Source organism: Stagnimonas sp. FW305-C-60 (genome assembly GCF_058782965.1).
Genome location: NZ_JBYSYF010000002.1, coordinates 875,152 through 891,813, shown reverse-complemented (window position 1 = coordinate 891,813; position 16,662 = coordinate 875,152). Strand labels below are relative to the sequence as shown.

The 16,662-nt window shown below is 66.1% G+C and carries 15 protein-coding genes and 2 tRNA genes; all 17 read left to right on the top strand.

Annotated elements, in window-relative coordinates:
• The first annotated feature begins 60 nt into the window (after nucleotides 1-60).
• The 17 genes from efp to ribBA all read left to right on the top strand — a co-directional run bounded on the left by efp (nucleotide 61) and on the right by ribBA (nucleotide 16,570).
• A complete protein-coding gene (gene efp, locus AC3WT6_RS10980) occupies nucleotides 61-630 on the top strand; it encodes an elongation factor P (RefSeq protein ID WP_123212214.1) in 570 nt (189 codons plus the stop codon).
• A gap of 93 nt (nucleotides 631-723) precedes the next feature.
• Nucleotides 724-1,746, top strand: coding sequence for a recombinase RecA (gene recA / locus AC3WT6_RS10975; protein ID WP_492653613.1), 1,023 nt, complete (start codon nucleotides 724-726; stop codon nucleotides 1,744-1,746).
• A complete protein-coding gene (locus AC3WT6_RS10970; RefSeq protein ID WP_492653612.1) occupies nucleotides 1,727-2,206 on the top strand; it encodes a regulatory protein RecX in 480 nt (159 codons plus the stop codon). The genes recA and AC3WT6_RS10970 overlap by 20 nt, the downstream gene beginning before the upstream one ends.
• A gap of 128 nt (nucleotides 2,207-2,334) precedes the next feature.
• On the top strand, nucleotides 2,335-4,959 hold the full coding sequence (alaS, locus tag AC3WT6_RS10965) for an alanine--tRNA ligase (RefSeq protein WP_492653611.1): 2,625 nt from the start codon (nucleotides 2,335-2,337) through the stop codon (nucleotides 4,957-4,959).
• 49 nt (nucleotides 4,960-5,008) lie between these two features.
• Nucleotides 5,009-6,235, top strand: coding sequence for an aspartate kinase (locus tag AC3WT6_RS10960; RefSeq protein ID WP_492653610.1), 1,227 nt, complete (start codon nucleotides 5,009-5,011; stop codon nucleotides 6,233-6,235).
• Nucleotides 6,236-6,342: 107 nt separating this feature from the next.
• Nucleotides 6,343-6,537: a carbon storage regulator CsrA gene (csrA, locus tag AC3WT6_RS10955; protein WP_492653609.1), complete on the top strand. Its 195-nt coding sequence runs from the start codon at nucleotides 6,343-6,345 to the stop codon at nucleotides 6,535-6,537.
• A 95-nt stretch (nucleotides 6,538-6,632) separates the two neighbouring features.
• Nucleotides 6,633-6,726, top strand: a tRNA-Ser gene (locus AC3WT6_RS10950).
• A gap of 27 nt (nucleotides 6,727-6,753) precedes the next feature.
• Nucleotides 6,754-6,830, top strand: a tRNA-Arg gene (locus AC3WT6_RS10945).
• Nucleotides 6,831-6,992: 162 nt separating this feature from the next.
• Nucleotides 6,993-7,292 carry an FmdB family zinc ribbon protein gene (locus tag AC3WT6_RS10940; RefSeq protein ID WP_492653608.1) on the top strand — a complete coding sequence of 100 codons (300 nt, stop codon included), beginning with the start codon at nucleotides 6,993-6,995 and terminating at the stop codon, nucleotides 7,290-7,292.
• 81 nt (nucleotides 7,293-7,373) lie between these two features.
• A complete protein-coding gene (gene aspS, locus AC3WT6_RS10935) occupies nucleotides 7,374-9,161 on the top strand; it encodes an aspartate--tRNA ligase (RefSeq protein ID WP_492653607.1) in 1,788 nt (595 codons plus the stop codon).
• 42 nt (nucleotides 9,162-9,203) lie between these two features.
• Nucleotides 9,204-10,547, top strand: coding sequence for a hypothetical protein (locus AC3WT6_RS10930; protein ID WP_492653606.1), 1,344 nt, complete (start codon nucleotides 9,204-9,206; stop codon nucleotides 10,545-10,547).
• Nucleotides 10,548-10,683: 136 nt separating this feature from the next.
• Nucleotides 10,684-11,796, top strand: a complete 1,113-nt coding sequence (gene nadA, locus AC3WT6_RS10925; RefSeq protein ID WP_492653605.1) for a quinolinate synthase NadA — start codon at nucleotides 10,684-10,686, stop codon at nucleotides 11,794-11,796.
• A gap of 105 nt (nucleotides 11,797-11,901) precedes the next feature.
• The gene (gene glyA / locus AC3WT6_RS10920; protein WP_492653604.1) at nucleotides 11,902-13,176 is read left to right on the top strand and encodes a serine hydroxymethyltransferase; all 1,275 of its coding nucleotides are present in this window, start codon (nucleotides 11,902-11,904) and stop codon (nucleotides 13,174-13,176) included.
• 3 nt (nucleotides 13,177-13,179) lie between these two features.
• Nucleotides 13,180-13,695, top strand: coding sequence for a transcriptional regulator NrdR (gene nrdR, locus AC3WT6_RS10915; protein ID WP_492653603.1), 516 nt, complete (start codon nucleotides 13,180-13,182; stop codon nucleotides 13,693-13,695).
• Nucleotides 13,692-14,819, top strand: coding sequence for a bifunctional diaminohydroxyphosphoribosylaminopyrimidine deaminase/5-amino-6-(5-phosphoribosylamino)uracil reductase RibD (ribD, locus tag AC3WT6_RS10910; RefSeq protein ID WP_492653602.1), 1,128 nt, complete (start codon nucleotides 13,692-13,694; stop codon nucleotides 14,817-14,819). Before nrdR ends, ribD begins: the two co-directional genes overlap by 4 nt.
• 3 nt (nucleotides 14,820-14,822) lie before the next feature.
• Nucleotides 14,823-15,434, top strand: a complete 612-nt coding sequence (locus AC3WT6_RS10905) for a riboflavin synthase (protein WP_492653601.1) — start codon at nucleotides 14,823-14,825, stop codon at nucleotides 15,432-15,434.
• The gene (gene ribBA / locus AC3WT6_RS10900) at nucleotides 15,431-16,570 is read left to right on the top strand and encodes a bifunctional 3,4-dihydroxy-2-butanone-4-phosphate synthase/GTP cyclohydrolase II (protein WP_492653600.1); all 1,140 of its coding nucleotides are present in this window, start codon (nucleotides 15,431-15,433) and stop codon (nucleotides 16,568-16,570) included. Before AC3WT6_RS10905 ends, ribBA begins: the two co-directional genes overlap by 4 nt.
• The last annotated feature ends 92 nt before the right edge of the window (nucleotides 16,571-16,662 follow it).

Below are 16,662 nucleotides of genomic sequence, written 5' to 3'. Positions count from 1 at the left end.
GCCGTCCAAAAGCTCTCCGCGCCACGCGGACCAACCACATTTTTTAAGCAGATCCAGATCATGGCCAGCGTCAGCACCAACGAAATGAAGGCGGGCACCAAGGTGCTCATCGACGGCAATCCGTTCTCCATCGTCGACAACGAATACCGCAAGCCCGGCAAGGGCCAGGCCACCAACAGCCTGAAGATCCGCAATCTGCGCAATGGTCGCGTGATCGACATCACCCTGAAGTCCGGCGACACCCTGGAAGTCGCCGACGTCGAGGACGTGGAACTGCAGTACGTCTACAACGACGGCGAGTTCTGGACCTTCATGGACCCGGTCAGCTTCGAGCAGACCATGGTCGGCGCCACCCAGATGGAAGAGGCCAAGCTCTGGCTCAAGGGCCAGGAGACCTGCCGCATCACCCTGTTCAACGGCCAGCCCTTGCAGGTGCTGCCGCCCAACACGGTGGAGCTGCAGATCGCCGAAACCGATCCCGGCCTGCGCGGCGACACCTCGGGCGGCGGCGGCAAGCCGGCCACGCTGGAAACCGGTGCCGTGGTGCGCGTGCCGCTGTTCGTGCAGCAGGGCGAAGTCATCAAGGTGGACACCCGTACCGGCGAATACCTCGGCCGGCTGGGCAAGTAAGCCAGGCCCGCAGCGCGGGCCAGGGAAACCGGAAGCGCGCCCCCGTTCCACCCAGGGGTGCGCTTCATTCATTTTGGGGGTTTGAAGACAGACATGGCCAACGACGACAACCGCAAGAAGGCATTGGAAGCCGCGCTCTCGCAGATCGAGAAGCAGTTCGGCAAGGGCGCGATCATGCGCATGGGTGTGGACGAGCGCCCGGACATCGAGGTGATCTCCACCGGCTCGATCACCCTGGATGCCGCGCTCGGCATCGGCGGCGTGCCGCGCGGCCGCGTGGTGGAAATCTACGGACCGGAATCCTCGGGTAAGACCACCTTCGCCCTGCACGTCACCGCCCAGGCTCAGAAGACCGGCGGTGTCTGCGCCTACATCGACGCCGAGCACGCGCTCGACGTCACCTACGCCGAGAAGCTCGGCGTGAAGGTGGAAGACCTGCTGATCTCGCAGCCGGACACCGGCGAACAGGCACTGGAAATCGCCGACATGCTGGTGCGCAGCAATGCCATCGACGTCATCGTCATCGACTCGGTCGCGGCCCTGGTGCCGAAGAGCGAAATCGAGGGCGAGATGGGCGAGGCCAGCGTCGGCGTGCAGGCGCGCCTGATGAGCCAGGCGCTGCGCAAGCTCACCGGCTCGATCAACCGCAGCAAGACCCTGATCATCTTCATCAACCAGCTGCGTATGAAGATCGGCGTGATGATGCCCGGCCAGTCGCCGGAAACCACCACCGGTGGCAACGCGCTGAAGTTCTACGCCTCCATGCGCCTGGACATTCGCCGCATCGGCGCGATCAAGAAGGGCGACGAGGTGGTCGGCAACGAGACCCGCGTCAAGGTGGTCAAGAACAAGCTGGCCCCTCCCTTCAAGCAGGTCGTGTTCGAGATCATGTACGGCGAGGGCATCAGCCGCGAGGGCGAGCTGATCGACCTCGGCGTCGAGCACAAGCTGGTGGAGAAGTCCGGCGCCTGGTTCGCCTACAAGGGCGAGAAGATCGGCCAGGGTAAGGACAACGCCAAGCAGTACCTGCGCGAACACCCGGAAGCGGCGGGCGAGATCGAGGCGGCGCTGCGGGCCAAGCTGCTGCCGCCGAAGCGTGAGAAGTCGGAAGCCTGATGAACCTCTCAGCCCCGAGGCCGCCCGCCTGAAGGCGATGCGGCTTCTGGGGCGGCGTGAGCATTCCGCGCGCGAGCTGAGTGGCAAGCTGCGGCAGGGTGGGGTGGAGCCGGAGCTGACGGCGGAGCTGGTCGAATCCCTGGCGGAAGATGGCTGGCAGTCCGACCCGCGGTTCGCCGCCAGCCGCATCCAGAACCGCATCGCGCAGGGCTACGGCCCCGTCCGCATCAGCGCCGAACTGCGGGTGGCGGGTCTGCCGGATGCGCTGATCCGCGAGGCCATGGCGGCCGCAGACTGCGACTGGACCGCGCTTTGTGTGGATATCTACCAGCGCCGATTCCGGCAGCCGCCCGCCGATCGTGCCGAGCGGCAGAAGCGCTACAACCATTTGGCCGCGCGCGGCTTTGCCGGCGAGCATATCCGCGCCGCCTTGCAGGGCGATGAGGGGGTGGATGAGTAGGGTGGGCTACAGCCCACACGGCTTGCGCGCAAGATTTGCTGGGCTTTAAACCCTCCTACGCCGACGGACGTAGGCCTTGGCGGCCACAAGCCGCTAAACTGCGCGACTATTTTTTGATGGCGGCCGCCATGACCAGCAACGAACTGCGCGCGAAATTCCTCGCGTTCTTCGCCTCCAAGGGCCACGAGATCGTGCGCTCCAGCCCGCTGGTGCCGGGCAATGACCCGACCCTGCTGTTCACCAACGCCGGCATGGTCCAGTTCAAGGACGTGTTCACCGGGCAGGACACGCGGCCCTACAAGCGGGCGGCCTCGAGCCAGAAATGCGTGCGCGCCGGCGGCAAGCACAACGACCTCGAAAACGTCGGCTACACCGCCCGCCACCACACCTTCTTCGAGATGCTGGGCAACTTCAGCTTCGGCGACTACTTCAAGAAGGATGCGATCCACTTTGCCTGGGAGTTCATCACCAGCCCGGCCTGGCTGGGCATAGACAAGTCACGCCTGCTGGTCACTGTCTATCACACTGACGATGAGGCCTTCGGCATCTGGCGCGACGAGATCGGCGTGCCCGAGGCGCGCATCGTCCGCATAGCCGACAACAAGGGCGCGCCCTACGCCAGCGACAACTTCTGGGCGATGGGCGACACCGGCCCCTGCGGCCCCTGCACGGAAATCTTCTACGATCACGACCCGGACGGCTCCAAGGGCATCTGGGGCGGCCCTCCCGGCTCGCCGGAGGAAGACGGCGACCGCTGGATCGAGATCTGGAACGTGGTGTTCATGCAGTTCGAGCGCCACAAGGACGGCAGCATGGTGGCGCTGCCCAAGCCGAGTGTGGACACCGGCATGGGCCTGGAACGCATCAGCGCGCTGATGCAGGGCAGCAACGACAACTACCAGACCGACACCTTCAGGCAGCTGATCGGCGCGGTCGCCGCGCTGGCCGGCCAAAAGCCCTACGAGCAGGCCTCGCAGAAGGTGATTGCCGACCACATCCGCGCGACGAGCTTTTTGATCGCCGACGGCGTGCTGCCGGCCAACGAGGGGCGCGGCTATGTGCTGCGCCGGATCATGCGGCGCGCCATCCGCCACGGCTACAAGCTGGGGCTGAACGAGGCCTTCTTCTACAAGCTGGTCGCGCCCCTGGTGGTCGCGATGGGCGAGGCTTACCCCGAGCTGGTCGAGAAGCAGGCCGCCATCGAGAAGGCGATCCGGCAGGAGGAAGACAGCTTCGCGACCACGCTCGACAAGGGCATGAAGCTGCTCGACGAGGCCATCGCCAAGCTGCAGGGCGAGACCACCATTCCGGGCGAGGTGGTATTCAAGCTCTACGACACCTACGGCTTCCCGCTGGACCTCACCGCCGACATTGCCCGCGAGCGCAATCTGAAGCTCGACGAGGCCGGCTACGAGCGCGAGATGGAGGCGCAGCGCGAGCGCGCCCGCGCCGCCAGCAAGTTCTCCAGCGCCGAGGGCCTGAAGTACGAAGGTGCGGCGACCGTCTTCCAGGGTTATGAGCAGCTGACACTGCGCGACGCCAAGGTGCTGGCGCTGTATCGCGGCAGCCAGCCGGTGGCCTCGCTACAGGCCGGCGAGGAGGGCGCGGTGGTGCTGGACCGCACGCCGTTCTACGCCGAGGGCGGCGGCCAGGTCGGCGATGCCGGCCGCATCGCCGGCTTCGCGGTGGCCGATACCCAGAAGATCGCCGGCGCCGCCTTTGCCCATTACGGCAAGCTGGAACAGGGCGCGCTGAGTGTCGGCGACACCGTCACCGCCGCGGTCGAGACCAGCCAGCGCCGCGCCACCGTGCGCAACCACTCCGCCACCCATCTGATGCACCGCGCCCTGCGCGAGGTGCTTGGGACTCACGTCGCCCAGAAGGGCTCGCTGGTGAATGCCGAGCGCACCCGCTTCGACTTCAGCCACGGCCAGGCGGTGAGCGCCGAGGAGATCGCCGAGATCGAGAAGCGGGTCAATGCCGCCATCCTCGCCAATGTCGAGGTCGCGGCCAGGCTCATGGGCTTTGACGATGCGGTGAAGTCCGGTGCCATGGCCCTGTTCGGCGAGAAGTACGGCGCCGAGGTGCGCGTGCTGAGCATGGGCGACTATTCGACCGAACTCTGCGGCGGCACCCATGTCGCCCGCACTGGCGACATCGGGCTGTTCAAGATCGTCAGCGAAGGTGGCGTCGCCGCCGGCATCCGCCGAATCGAGGCGGTGACCGGCGAGAACGCGCTGGCCTATGTCAGCGAGCTGGAAAGCAAGCTCAAGTTCGCCGCCGGCCTGCTGCGCGCCGGCGCCAACGACCTGGGCGCGAAGATCGAACAGACCCTGGACCGCGTGAAGCAGCTGGAAAAGGAGCTGGCGGCGGCCAAGGGCAAGCTGGCGGCCAGTGCCGGCAACGACCTCGCGGGCCAGGCAGTCGAGATCAAGGGCGTGAAGCTGCTGGCGGCGGTGGTGGAATCCGACGCCAACGGCCTGCGCACGCTGATGGACCAGCTCAAGAACAAGCTTGGCTCCGGCATCGTGCTCTTGGGCGCGGCGGGCGAGGGCAAGGCCAGTCTGATCGCCGGCGTCACCGCCGATCTCACCGGCAAGGTGAAGGCCGGCGAACTGGTGAACTTCGTCGCCGGCCAAGTCGGCGGCAAGGGCGGCGGCCGGCCGGACATGGCGCAGGCCGGTGGCACCCAGCCGGAGAACCTGCCGGCGGCGGTGGCCAGTGTCGCCGCCTGGGTGGAATCGAAGTTGTGACTAGAGCCGTACCTAGAGCTGTGATTGGAAGGGACGCAAAGAAACCGCAATGGCATTGATCGTTCAGAAATACGGTGGCACCTCGATGGGCTCGGTGGAGCGCATCGAGCATGTGGCCAGCAAGGTCGCCTCCTTCATCGCCCGTGGCGATCAGGTGGTGGTGGTGGTGTCGGCGATGTCCGGCGAGACCGACCGCCTGCTCAAGCTGGCGAAGTCGATCAACCCGCGCGGCAACCAGCGCGAGTTCGACCAGATCGCCGCTACCGGCGAGCAGGTCACCATCGGCCTCTTGGCGCTGGCGCTGGAGAAGCAGGGGCTGAAGAGCCGCTCCTACACCGGCCCGCAGGTGGCGATCCGCACCGACAGCGCGCACATGAAGGCGCGCATCCAGTCCATCGACGCCGACAAGCTGCTGGCCGACTGCGCCGCCGGCATCGTGCCGGTGGTGGCGGGCTTCCAGGGCATCGACGCCACCGGCTCGGTGACCACGCTCGGCCGTGGCGGCTCCGATACCACCGGTGTCGCGCTGGCGGCGGCGCTGAAGGCCGACGAGTGTCAGATCTACACCGATGTCGATGGCGTCTACACCACCGATCCGCGGGTTGAGCCCAAGGCCCGCCGCCTGGACCGCATCACCTTCGAGGAAATGCTGGAAATGGCCAGCCTCGGCAGCAAGGTGCTGCAGATCCGCTCGGTGGAGTTCGCCGGCAAATACAAGGTGCCGCTGCGGGTGCTGTCCACCTTTGTGGAAGGCCCGGGCACGCTCATCACTCTTGACGAGGAAACCAAAGTGGAAGACCCGCTGATCTCCGGCATTGCCTTCAACCGCGACGAGGCCCAGCTGACCGTGGAGGGCGTGCCCGACCGTCCCGGCATCGCCGCCGCCATCCTGGGGCCGATCGGCGACGCCAACATCGAAGTCGACATGATCGTGCAGAACGTCGCCGCCGACGCCACCACCGACTTCACCTTCACCGTCAACCGGGTCGACTACGACCGCGCGCTGGAAGTGGCCAAGAAGGTCGCCGCCGAACTGGGCGCCAAGGGCGTGCGCTCGGCGCTGGACATCGTCAAGGTCTCGCTGGTGGGTGTGGGCATGCGCAGCCATGCCGGCATCGCCAGCCAGATGTTCAAGGCGCTGGCGGCCGAGGGCATCAACATCCGCATGATCTCCACCTCCGAGATCAAGATCAGCGTGGTGATCTCCGACAAGTACCTGGAACTGGCGGTGCGCACCCTGCACAAGGCCTTCGGCCTGGAGGGAGCGACCGCTTAGCGGTCGAAAACCGCCGCCGGCAAAAATTTTGGTGTTTGTTGACCACTAAACGTCAGCCCGTGCGTTAGGGACACTTCACTCGATGGAACGGTCCCTGGAGAAACGGAATGCTCATCTTGACGCGGCGGGTTGGCGAAGCTCTGAAGATCGGTGACGACGTCACCGTGACGGTGCTGGGGGTCAAGGGGAATCAGGTGCGGCTCGGCATCAATGCGCCGCGCACGGTGGCGGTGCATCGCGAGGAGATTTTCGAGCGCATCGCCGAAGAAGCGAATGCCGCGCTGGAGCAGCCGCGGCATTGAAAGCGGTCAGGCCCGGAAAATAATCTGGGCCGGCGCCTTTACCGGCTGCCATGCTTTCAGTAAGATGCGCCCCTCGCTGGGGAGACCCGGTGCTCGGAGAGATGGCCGAGTGGACGAAGGCGCTCCCCTGCTAAGGGAGTATAGGGCTTTAAAACCTTATCGAGGGTTCGAATCCCTCTCTCTCCGCCATTCTCGGATTTGCTGTTTGTTGCAGACGCGCCCGTAGCTCAGCTGGATAGAGCACTTGGCTACGAACCAAGGGGTCGGAGGTTCGAATCCTTCCGGGCGCACCATTCTGCACAGGGTGAGGCGGCTCGTTTGTCGCCGAATGAACAACCGCCTTCTGGGCGGTTTTCTTTTTTCTGCCGCCGCCGATGCGGGGCAGGGCGGGCTTGAAAGCGCCCGGACCAGCCCCCACCGCTGGCTGCGCCTCGATGATTTTTCAGGATTGCTCCATGCCGATCTACGAATACTCCTGCCAGGCCTGCGGCAAGCAGACCGAAATCCTTCAGAAGCTGTCCGATCCGCCGGCCACCGATTGCCCCGCTTGCGGCAAGCCTGCCTTGAGCAAGACGGTGTCGGCCGCCGGCTTCCGGCTTGCCGGTGGTGGCTGGTACGAAACCGATTTCAAGACCGGCAGCAAGAAGAATCTGGCCGGCGACAGCAACGCCGCCGCAGCCGGCGGTGGCGGCGAGTCTGCCGCCGCTGCGCCGGCACCGGCCTGTGGCACTGGTGCCTGCGGCGCCTGTAGCTGACGCGGCGCCAGGCGCCGCGCGCACTGGGCGGCGGGGCGCGGCTACAATGCGCGTCCCGCGTAAGTAGCCCACAAGCCCAGAATGCTGCGTTCCCATTACTGCGGCCAGGTCAATGAGACCCTGGTCGGCCAGACCGTCTCCGTTTGCGGCTGGGTCCATCGCCGCCGCGATCATGGTGGCGTCATCTTCATCGACCTGCGTGACCGCGAAGGTCTGCTGCAATGCGTGTTCGACCCGGACACGGTCGAAGCCTTCGCCGCTGCCGACAAGCTGCGCTCCGAGTACGTGGTGCGCATCACCGGCCGTGTGCGCCCGCGCCCGGCCGGCACCGAGAACGCCAACCTGTCCAGCGGCAGGATCGAGGTGCTGGGCAAGGAAGTCGAGCTGCTGAACAAGGCCGAGACGCCGCCCTTCCACCCCGATGACGAGACGGTGGGCGAGGAGACGCGCCTCAAGTACCGCTACATCGACCTGCGCCGCCCGCAGATGCAGAAGAACCTGCGCCTGCGCCACGAGGTGGTGAAGCGCATCCGTAACTTCATGGACGCCAAGGGCTTCGTTGACGTCGAGACGCCGATCCTGACCCGCGCCACGCCGGAAGGCGCGCGCGACTATCTGGTGCCCAGCCGTACCCACCCCGGCAGCTTCTTCGCGCTGCCGCAGTCGCCGCAGCTGTTCAAGCAGTTGCTGATGATGTCGGGCCTGGACCGCTACTACCAGATCGCCCGCTGCTTCCGCGACGAGGACCTGCGCGCCGACCGCCAGCCGGAATTCACCCAGCTCGACGTTGAGACCAGCTTCCTCAGCCAGGCCGAGATCATGGCGATCATCGAGGAGCTGGTGAAGTACCTGTTCCTCGACGTGCTGGGCGTCGATCTCGGCACCCTGCCGCACATGAGCTTCGCTGAGGCCATGCGTCGCTACGGCTCCGACAAGCCGGACCTGCGCAATCCGCTGGAATTGGTGGATGTGAAGGACCTGCTCAACGACGTCGACTTCAAGGTCTTCGCCGGCCCCGCCAACGACCCCAAGTGCCGCGTGACGGCGCTGCGCGTGCCCGGTGGCGCCAAGCTGCCGCGCAGCAAGATCGACGGCTACACCGAGTTCGTGAAGGCCTATGGCGCCAAGGGCCTGGCCTACATCGTCGTCAACGAATGGAGCAGCAAGGGCCGCGAGGGCCTGCAGAGCCCCATAGTCAAGAACATCCATGACCGTGGCCTGGCCGGCGTCATCGAGCGCACCGGCGCGCAGGACGGCGACCTGATCTTCTTCGGCGCCGACAAGTCGCAAGTGGTGAGCGATGCCCTGGGTGCGCTGCGCCTGAAACTCGGCAACGATCTGGGCCTGACCGAGAAGGGTTGGAAGGCGCTCTGGGTGGTCGACTGGCCGATGTTCGAGTGGGACGAACGCGAAGGCGGCCGCTGGGTGTCGCCGCACCATCCCTTCACCGCGCCCAAGCAGTTCGATGCGCAGGCGATCCGGAACAACCCCGGCGAGATTCTGTCCCAGGGTTATGACATCGTCCTCAACGGCATCGAGCTCGGCGGCGGTAGCGTGCGCATCCACTCCAGCGAAGTGCAGCAGGCGGTGTTCGATCTGCTGGGCATCACCCCGGAGGAGCAGCAGGAGAAGTTCGGCTTCCTGCTGGAAGCGCTCAGCTACGGCGCGCCGCCGCACGGTGGTCTGGCGATCGGTATCGACCGCATGATCATGCTGATGGCCGGCGGTAGTTCGATCCGTGAAGTGATCGCCTTCCCAAAGACCCAGACCGCACATTGCCCGCTGACCAATGCCCCCGGCCCGGTCGACGCCAAGCAGCTGCGCGAGCTGTCCGTGCGCAGCACGGTGGGCACCACACCCGCTGCCTGAGCGCCTTTTTTTAAAGAATGTTTGCCTGGAGTTGATCCGATGATGCCTTCCTCTCTCCGCCGCGGCTTCCACGGCCTGGCCGTGGCTGGCGCCCTGACGCTGAGCGCCTGCGGTGGTGTCGGCGATGGCATCGAGCCGGTGAAATCCTCGCTGCTGCCCCTGGGCGGCGTCGATGGCGCGACCAGCACCAAGGCCTACACTTGTCTCAACACCTCGATCCAGCTGGTGGTGACCTTCAGCAACGGCGCCCGGGGCGACTTCAGTTCGCGCGCGGTCTGGAGCAGCAGCAACCCGGCGGTCGCCAAGGTCAGCAACGCCGATCTGCCGGTTCCGGGGCAGGCGGGCTCTTTCTATGCGCGCGGCGTGGTGGTACCGGTGGCTGCCGGCGCCACCACCATCACCGCCAAGTACCTGGACTTCAGCAGCTCCATCCAGGTGGTGGTGGCCGATCCGACCAATGTGCGGATCATTCCGGCCGAGGCCGATGTGGCGGTGGGCGCGTTGGCGGATCTTTCGCTCTCCGCTGACCTGGACGGCGTCACTAGCGCCATCGACAGCCTGGCAAGCTGGAGCTTTGTCACCGCCAATGACGCGGTCGCGACCATTACCTCGGCTACCGGTCTGATCACTGGCGTGGCCGAGGGCGGTCCGCTCAGCGCCAAGGCCAGCATCCCCGGCTGCACCGCGGCGGCGTTCAGCAACGTCACTGCGCCGGTCAATGTTTCTCCGCTCAACAGCCTCACGCTGACCAAGGAATTCACCGACCGCAGCCAGTTGCTGGTCGGCACTACCGAGCGCATCACCGCCACCGGGACCCTGGTCAACGGCAAGACCCAGGATCTGTCCGGCCAGGTGACTTTCACCTCTTCCGACAGCGCCTCGCTGCTCTTTCTGACGGGCAGCCTGCGCAATCTGGCGTTCGCCGCCAAGGCGGCGACTAGCCCCGTGCAGTTGAAGGCGAGCTACAGCTACACCATCAGCGACGGCGACAGCACTACTACCGATCCCACATCGACGCCGGTTAACTCCAATGAGCTGCCGATCACTCCGGTGGATGGCACGCTCACCAAGGTGACGGTGAGCCCGGTGACCTCGGATATCGCGCCCGGCGCGACCCTGGCCCTGAAGGCGACCGGCGAATACACCACCACCGCCGCTATCCCCACCCAGGACATCACCCGCCACGTCACCTGGACCTCGGCGGATACCAGCCTGGTGACGGTGCAGAACAATGGCGGCGTCGTCAATCCGCTGGCTGGCGTCGCCCAGGCCAGCAGCACCGCCGAGACCGGCAAGACGGTGGTGATCACTGCCGCCAACACCAATGCCACCGTGCAGACCAGCGCCACTAGCACGCTGACCATCCAGCCGGCCGCCAGCCCCTGACGGCTTCTGGGCCGATGTTCCACCGCCACCGGTAGGGGGCGGTGGAGGCTTCCGCTACAATAGCTAGGTTTCCCGGCCCGGTGCCGGCCGCCCCTATGACTGCTACGCAGGCGCTCGCGCGCCGGGGAGTGCAGCGATGACCGCCGCCCTCAAAATCGATCCCAAGCTGGACAGCTACAGCTTTCTGAGCGACGAGGAATGCGACGCCAAGATCGTCGCCGCCAAGGCCAAGCTCGGCAAGCGCCTGGCTATCCTCGGGCATCACTACCAGCGCAACGAGGTGTTCAAGCACGCCGATTTCTCCGGCGATTCGCTGAAGCTCTCGCAGATGGCGGCCAAGACCGAGGCCGAGTTCATCGTTTTCTGTGGCGTGCACTTCATGGCCGAGGTGGCGGACATCGTCACCGACGGCAAACGCACGGTGATCCTGCCCGACCTCGCCGCCGGCTGCTCGATGGCCGACATGGCCAATCTGGTGAAGGTGAAAAAGTGCTGGGACGAGATCAGCACCGTGCTCGACCCGGATCAGCACGTTACCCCGGTCACCTACATCAATTCCGCGGCCGACCTCAAAGCCTTCTGCGGCAGCCATGGCGGCATCGTCTGCACCAGCTCCAACGCCAAGGCGGTGCTGGAATGGAGCTTCGCGCGGCGCGACAAGGTGCTGTTCTTCCCTGACCAGCACCTGGGCCGCAACACCGCCTACATGCAGATGGGCATCCCGCTGGACGAGATGGTCACCTGGGACTTCATGAAGCCGCGCGGCGGCCTCACCGACGATCAGATTCGCAAGGCGAAGATGATCCTCTGGAAGGGCTTCTGCTCGGTGCACCAGATGTTCCACCCCAACCACATCGCCAAGTTCCGTGAGCGGGTTCCCAGTGGCTTGGTGATCAGCCATCCCGAGAACGACCTCGCGGTCTGCGAGAAGAGCGACTTTGTCGGTTCCACCGAGTACATCCTGCGCACCGTGCGCTCCAGCCAGCCGGGCGCGCACTGGCTGGTCGGCACCGAGCTGAACCTGGTCAACCGCCTGGCCGATGAGATGAAACCCAAGGGCGTCACCGTTGAGTTCATGTCGCCGATGGTGTGCATGTGCTCGACCATGTTCCGCACCGACCCACAACACCTCGCCTGGGTGCTCGACAGCCTGGTCGAGGGCAAGACCGTCAACCAGATCCGCGTGCCGCGCGACATCGCCCAGCCGGCGCGCGCGGCGTTGGATCTGATGCTGGAAGTGGTCGACTGAATCCTATTGCGGACTGCGGATTTCGGATTGCGGATTGAACGGCAATCGCGAAACGAGCGCTCCGCCTCGCTTCTTCAATCCAAAATCCGCAAACCGAAATCCGCAATGTTCAAGAACGCCCCCAGCCTCGCCGTCGCCGATCCCGAACTGTTTGCTGCCATCACCGCCGAGAATGGCCGGCAGGAGGCGCATATCGAGCTGATCGCCAGCGAAAACTATGCCTCGCCAGCGGTGATGGAGGCGCAGGGCAGCCAGCTCACCAACAAGTACGCCGAGGGTTATCCGGGTAAGCGCTATTACGGCGGCTGCGAGTTTGTCGATATCGCCGAGAACCTCGCCATTGAGCGCTTGAAGCAGCTCTTCGACTGCGACTACGCCAACGTGCAGCCGCATTCCGGCGCCCAGGCCAATGCCGCCATCTTCCACGCCCTGGTGACCCCGGGCGACACGGTGATGGGCATGAACCTCGCGCAGGGTGGTCATCTCACCCACGGTCACCCGGCCAACTTCTCGGGCAAGAACTACAAGATCGTGCCCTACGGCCTCGACCCCGAAACCGGCCTGATCAACTACGACGAGCTGGAAAAGCTGGCGCTGGAGCACAAGCCCAAGCTCCTGATCGGTGGCTTCTCCGCCTATTCGCGCGTCAAGGACTGGAAGCGCATGCGCGAGATCGCCGACAAGGTCGGCGCCTACTTCTGGGTCGACATGGCGCACATCGCCGGTCTGGTCGCGGCCGGTGAATACCCGAGCCCGCTGCCCCACGCCCATGTGGTCACCAGCACCACCCACAAGACCCTGCGCGGTCCGCGCGGCGGCATCATCCTCAGCAAGGGCCAGCCGGAAGAGTTCAACAAGAAGTTCCAGTCGGCGGTGTTCCCCGGCATCCAGGGCGGGCCACTGATGCACGTCATCGCCGCCAAGGCGGTGGCCTTCAAGGAGGCGCTGGACCCGAGCTTCAAGGTCTACCAGAAGCAGGTCGTCGCCAACGCCCGCGCCATGGCCAAGGTGTTTCTGGACCGCGGCTACAAGGTGGTTTCCGGCGGCACCGACGATCACCTCTTCCTGCTCGATCTGGTGGCCAAGAACGTCACCGGCAAGGACGCCGAGGCCAAGCTCGGCGAGGCGCACATCACCGTCAACAAGAACACCGTGCCCAACGATCCGCGCTCGGCCTTCGTCACCTCGGGCCTGCGTATCGGCAGCCCGGCCTCGACCACGCGCGGCTTCAAGGAAGCCGAGATGGCCCAGATCGCCGGCTGGATCGCCGACATCGTCGATGCCATGAGCGCCGGGGCGGAAGTCGACGCCACCGTCGCGCGGGTGCGCGAGCAGGTGGCGGCGCTGTGCGCGCGCTTCCCCGTCTACGCGGCGAAGTAAGCGATGCAGTGCCCGTTCTGCAAGGCGCCGGATACGCGAGTCATCGACTCGCGGCTGGCCGAGGACGGGACCCAGGTGCGCCGCCGCCGCGAGTGCGAGAAGTGCTCGGGCCGCTTCACTACCTTCGAGAAGGCGCAGGTGGCGATGCCCTATGTGGTCAAGCGCGACGGCGTCAACGAGCCTTTCGAGGAAGACAAGCTGCGCAAGGGCCTGCAGATCGCTCTCTACAAGCGGCCGGTGTCGGCCGAGGCGATCGACCACGCCATCGAGAACATCCTGCGCAAGCTGCGCCAGACCGGCGAGCGCGAGGTGGCCAGCCACCGCATCGGCGAATGGGTGATGCAGGAGCTGCACGACCTCGACCACGTCGCCTACGTGCGCTTCGCCTCGATCTACCGCAGCTTTCAGGACGTCAACGCCTTCCGTGAGGAAATCGAGCGTTTGCAGAAGATGCCCAGCGCCGAGGCTCGCAAGAGCCAGCTGCCGCTGATCGACGAGCCCGAGCGTCCGAGGAAATGAAACCTGCACCGGACGCGGCGGCCCGGCTGATGGCGCGGGCGCTGCGCCTCGCCGAAGCCGGGCGCTACAGCAGCCATCCCAACCCGCGTGTCGGCTGCGTGCTCTGGCGCGAGGGCGAGATCGTTGGCGAGGGAGCCCATCTGCGTGCCGGCGAGCCGCATGCCGAGGTTCATGCCCTGCGTCAGGCCGGCGAGCGCGCCCGAGGTGCTACCGCCTTCGTCAGCCTGGAACCCTGCAATCACCACGGCCGCACGCCGCCCTGTACCGAGGCGCTGATTGCCGCCGGGGTCAGTCGCGTGGTGGCGGCAATGCAAGACCCCAATCCCCTGGTCGCCGGCCAGGGCCTGGCACGCCTGCGCGCCGCCGGTATCGAGGTGGAGGTCGGCCTGCTACAGGCCGACGCCGAGCGCCTGAATCGCGGCTTCGTCTCGCGCATGCGCCGCCAGCGGCCGTTGCTGATTCTCAAGCTCGCCGCCAGCCTCGACGGCCGCACCGCGATGAAGAGCGGAGAGTCGCAGTGGATCACCGGCCCCGAGGCGCGTGCCGACGTGCACCGCCTGCGCGCCGAGGCCGGCGCGGTGCTGACCAGCAGCGATACCGTGCTCGCCGACGATCCGGCGCTGACGGTGCGCCTGCCGGCCGACTATGGGATGGCTGCTTCAGGCACTGTTCCTGGTCTCCGGCAGCCTGACCGCATCGTGCTCGACAGCCGCGCCCGCGTGCCGGCCGGCGCCAAGGTCTGGGCGGAGGGCGCGCGCCGCCTGCGCGTCACCACGGCGGCCCATGCCACAGCTCCAGTTCCTGCCGGAGTGGAAACGCTGGTGATGGAAGCCGATGCAAATGGCACGATTTCCCTGCCGGCGCTGATGCCGCTGCTGGCGCAGCAGGGCGTCAACGAACTGCTGGTCGAATGCGGGCCGCGTCTCGCCGGAGCCCTGCTGGCTTCCGGCCTGGTCGACGAACTGCTGCTCTACCTGGCGCCTACTCTGCTGGGCCACGAGGGCAGGGCGCTGGCCGCCTTGCCCGGCTTGCAGCGACTCGACCAGAAGATTGCCCTGCGGTACACCGACGTCCGCCAGGTCGGCCGCGACCTGCGTATCACTGCTGTCCCCGAGGTTGCCTAGACCATGTTCACCGGAATCATCGAAGCCCAGGGCCGTATCGCCGCGGTGGAACCCATCGGCGGCGATCTGCGCATGACCATTGCCGGCGCCGGCAACTATTTGGCCGATGCCCGGCTGGGTGACAGCATCGCCGTCAATGGCGTCTGCCTGACCGCGGTCGCCTTCGTCCCGAACGGCTTCGTCGCCGACCTTTCGGCCGAGACCCTGGCGGCGACCACGGCGGGCCAGTGGCAGGCCGGGCAGACTGTCAATCTCGAAAAGGCGCTGACGCCGGCCAAGCCGCTCGGTGGCCATCTGGTCAGCGGCCATGTCGATGGCGTCGGCTATCTGGTCGGCAAGCACGAGGAGGCGCGCGGCTGGCGGCTGGAATTCGAGGCGCCGCAGGCCATCGCCCGCTACATCGCCCGCAAGGGCTCGATCACCATCGACGGCATCAGCCTGACGGTCAATGCCGTCGAAGGCCGGCGCTTCGGGGTGATGATCGTGCCGCATACTTGGACGCACACCAGCCTCGGCGGCCTCGCGGCTGGCGGTGCGGTGAATCTGGAAGTCGATTTGATCGCGCGCTATCTCGAGCGTCTGCTCGCGGCGCGCGAGGAGGACAAGAACGCATGAACGCCCCCATGAAACTCCCGGCCAGCGAACAGAATCGCGGCCTGCACAGCATCCCCGAGATCATCGCCGACCTCAAAGCCGGTCGCATGGTGATCCTGATGGACGACGAGGACCGCGAGAACGAGGGCGACCTCTTGATGTGCGCCGACGCCGTGCGGCCGGAAGACATCAACTTCATGGCCCGCTTCGGCCGCGGCCTGGTCTGCCTGACACTGACCCAGGAAAAGTGCCGGGCGCTGCGCCTGCCGCTGATGGTCAGCGACAACGGCTCCGGCTTTGGAACCAATTTCACCCTGTCGATCGAAGCGGCGCAGGGCGTGACCACCGGCATTTCCGCGCACGACCGTGCCCATACCGTGCGCACTGCGGTGAAGTCGGAGGCCAAGCCGGAAGACATCGTGCAGCCCGGCCATATCTTCCCCCTGATGGCGCAGAACGGCGGCGTGCTCAACCGCGCCGGCCACACCGAGGCCGGCTGCGATCTGGCGCGGCTGGCCGGCCGCACTCCGGCGGCGGTGATCTGCGAGATTTTGAAGGACGACGGCACCATGGCGCGCCGGCCCGACCTCGAAGCCTTCGCCAAGGAACACGACCTCAAGATCGGCACCATCGCCGACCTGATCCGCTACCGGCTCGACAACGAGCACACCGTCGAGCGCGTCGCCGAGACTCATGTGCAGACCGAATTCGGCGAGTTCCGCCTGGTCACCTACCAGGACACCGTCGACAACACCGTGCACCTGGCGATGGTGAAAGGCGCGGTGGCGATGAACAAGCCGACCCTGGTGCGTGTGCACATCCGCAACATGCTGCAAGACGTGCTGGCGGTGCGCCACGGCGATTTCTCCTGGCCGGTGCGCCGTGCCTTGCAGCGCGTTGCCGAGGAAGGCGAGGGCGTGGTGGTGCTGCTGCGCCGCCCGGAGTCGCCGCGCGAGCTGGTGCAGCAGATCGTCGGGCTCAACCGCCCGGAGGAAGCCACCGAGCCTACCGGCCCGGTGCTGCGCACCTACGGCCTGGGCGCGCAGATCCTGTCCGACCTGGGCGTGCGCAAGATGCGCGTGCTGTCCAGCCCCAAGAAAATGTACGGTCTCTCCGGCTTCGGCCTGGAAGTGGTCGAGTACGTTCCCTGTGACTAAAGATCGTGAGGCGAGAGAGGTGAGGTGTGAGGCGTAAAGTCATGCCAGCCTCCCCTCTAGCTTCCGGTCTCCCCGCTGTTTCGCCTCCCCCC

What these genes read in the sequence shown, in the direction of transcription:
- efp (WP_123212214.1), top strand. Translation starts at nt 61, where the DNA reads ATGGCCAGCGTCAGCACCAACGAAATGAAGGCGGGCACCAAGGTGCTC.
- recA (WP_492653613.1), top strand. Translation starts at nt 724, where the DNA reads ATGGCCAACGACGACAACCGCAAGAAGGCATTGGAAGCCGCGCTCTCG.
- alaS (WP_492653611.1), top strand. Translation starts at nt 2,335, where the DNA reads ATGACCAGCAACGAACTGCGCGCGAAATTCCTCGCGTTCTTCGCCTCC.
- AC3WT6_RS10960 (WP_492653610.1), top strand. Translation starts at nt 5,009, where the DNA reads ATGGCATTGATCGTTCAGAAATACGGTGGCACCTCGATGGGCTCGGTG.
- csrA (WP_492653609.1), top strand. Translation starts at nt 6,343, where the DNA reads ATGCTCATCTTGACGCGGCGGGTTGGCGAAGCTCTGAAGATCGGTGAC.
- AC3WT6_RS10940 (WP_492653608.1), top strand. Translation starts at nt 6,993, where the DNA reads ATGCCGATCTACGAATACTCCTGCCAGGCCTGCGGCAAGCAGACCGAA.
- aspS (WP_492653607.1), top strand. Translation starts at nt 7,374, where the DNA reads ATGCTGCGTTCCCATTACTGCGGCCAGGTCAATGAGACCCTGGTCGGC.
- AC3WT6_RS10930 (WP_492653606.1), top strand. Translation starts at nt 9,204, where the DNA reads ATGCCTTCCTCTCTCCGCCGCGGCTTCCACGGCCTGGCCGTGGCTGGC.
- nadA (WP_492653605.1), top strand. Translation starts at nt 10,684, where the DNA reads ATGACCGCCGCCCTCAAAATCGATCCCAAGCTGGACAGCTACAGCTTT.
- glyA (WP_492653604.1), top strand. Translation starts at nt 11,902, where the DNA reads ATGTTCAAGAACGCCCCCAGCCTCGCCGTCGCCGATCCCGAACTGTTT.
- nrdR (WP_492653603.1), top strand. Translation starts at nt 13,180, where the DNA reads ATGCAGTGCCCGTTCTGCAAGGCGCCGGATACGCGAGTCATCGACTCG.
- ribD (WP_492653602.1), top strand. Translation starts at nt 13,692, where the DNA reads ATGAAACCTGCACCGGACGCGGCGGCCCGGCTGATGGCGCGGGCGCTG.
- AC3WT6_RS10905 (WP_492653601.1), top strand. Translation starts at nt 14,823, where the DNA reads ATGTTCACCGGAATCATCGAAGCCCAGGGCCGTATCGCCGCGGTGGAA.
- ribBA (WP_492653600.1), top strand. Translation starts at nt 15,431, where the DNA reads ATGAACGCCCCCATGAAACTCCCGGCCAGCGAACAGAATCGCGGCCTG.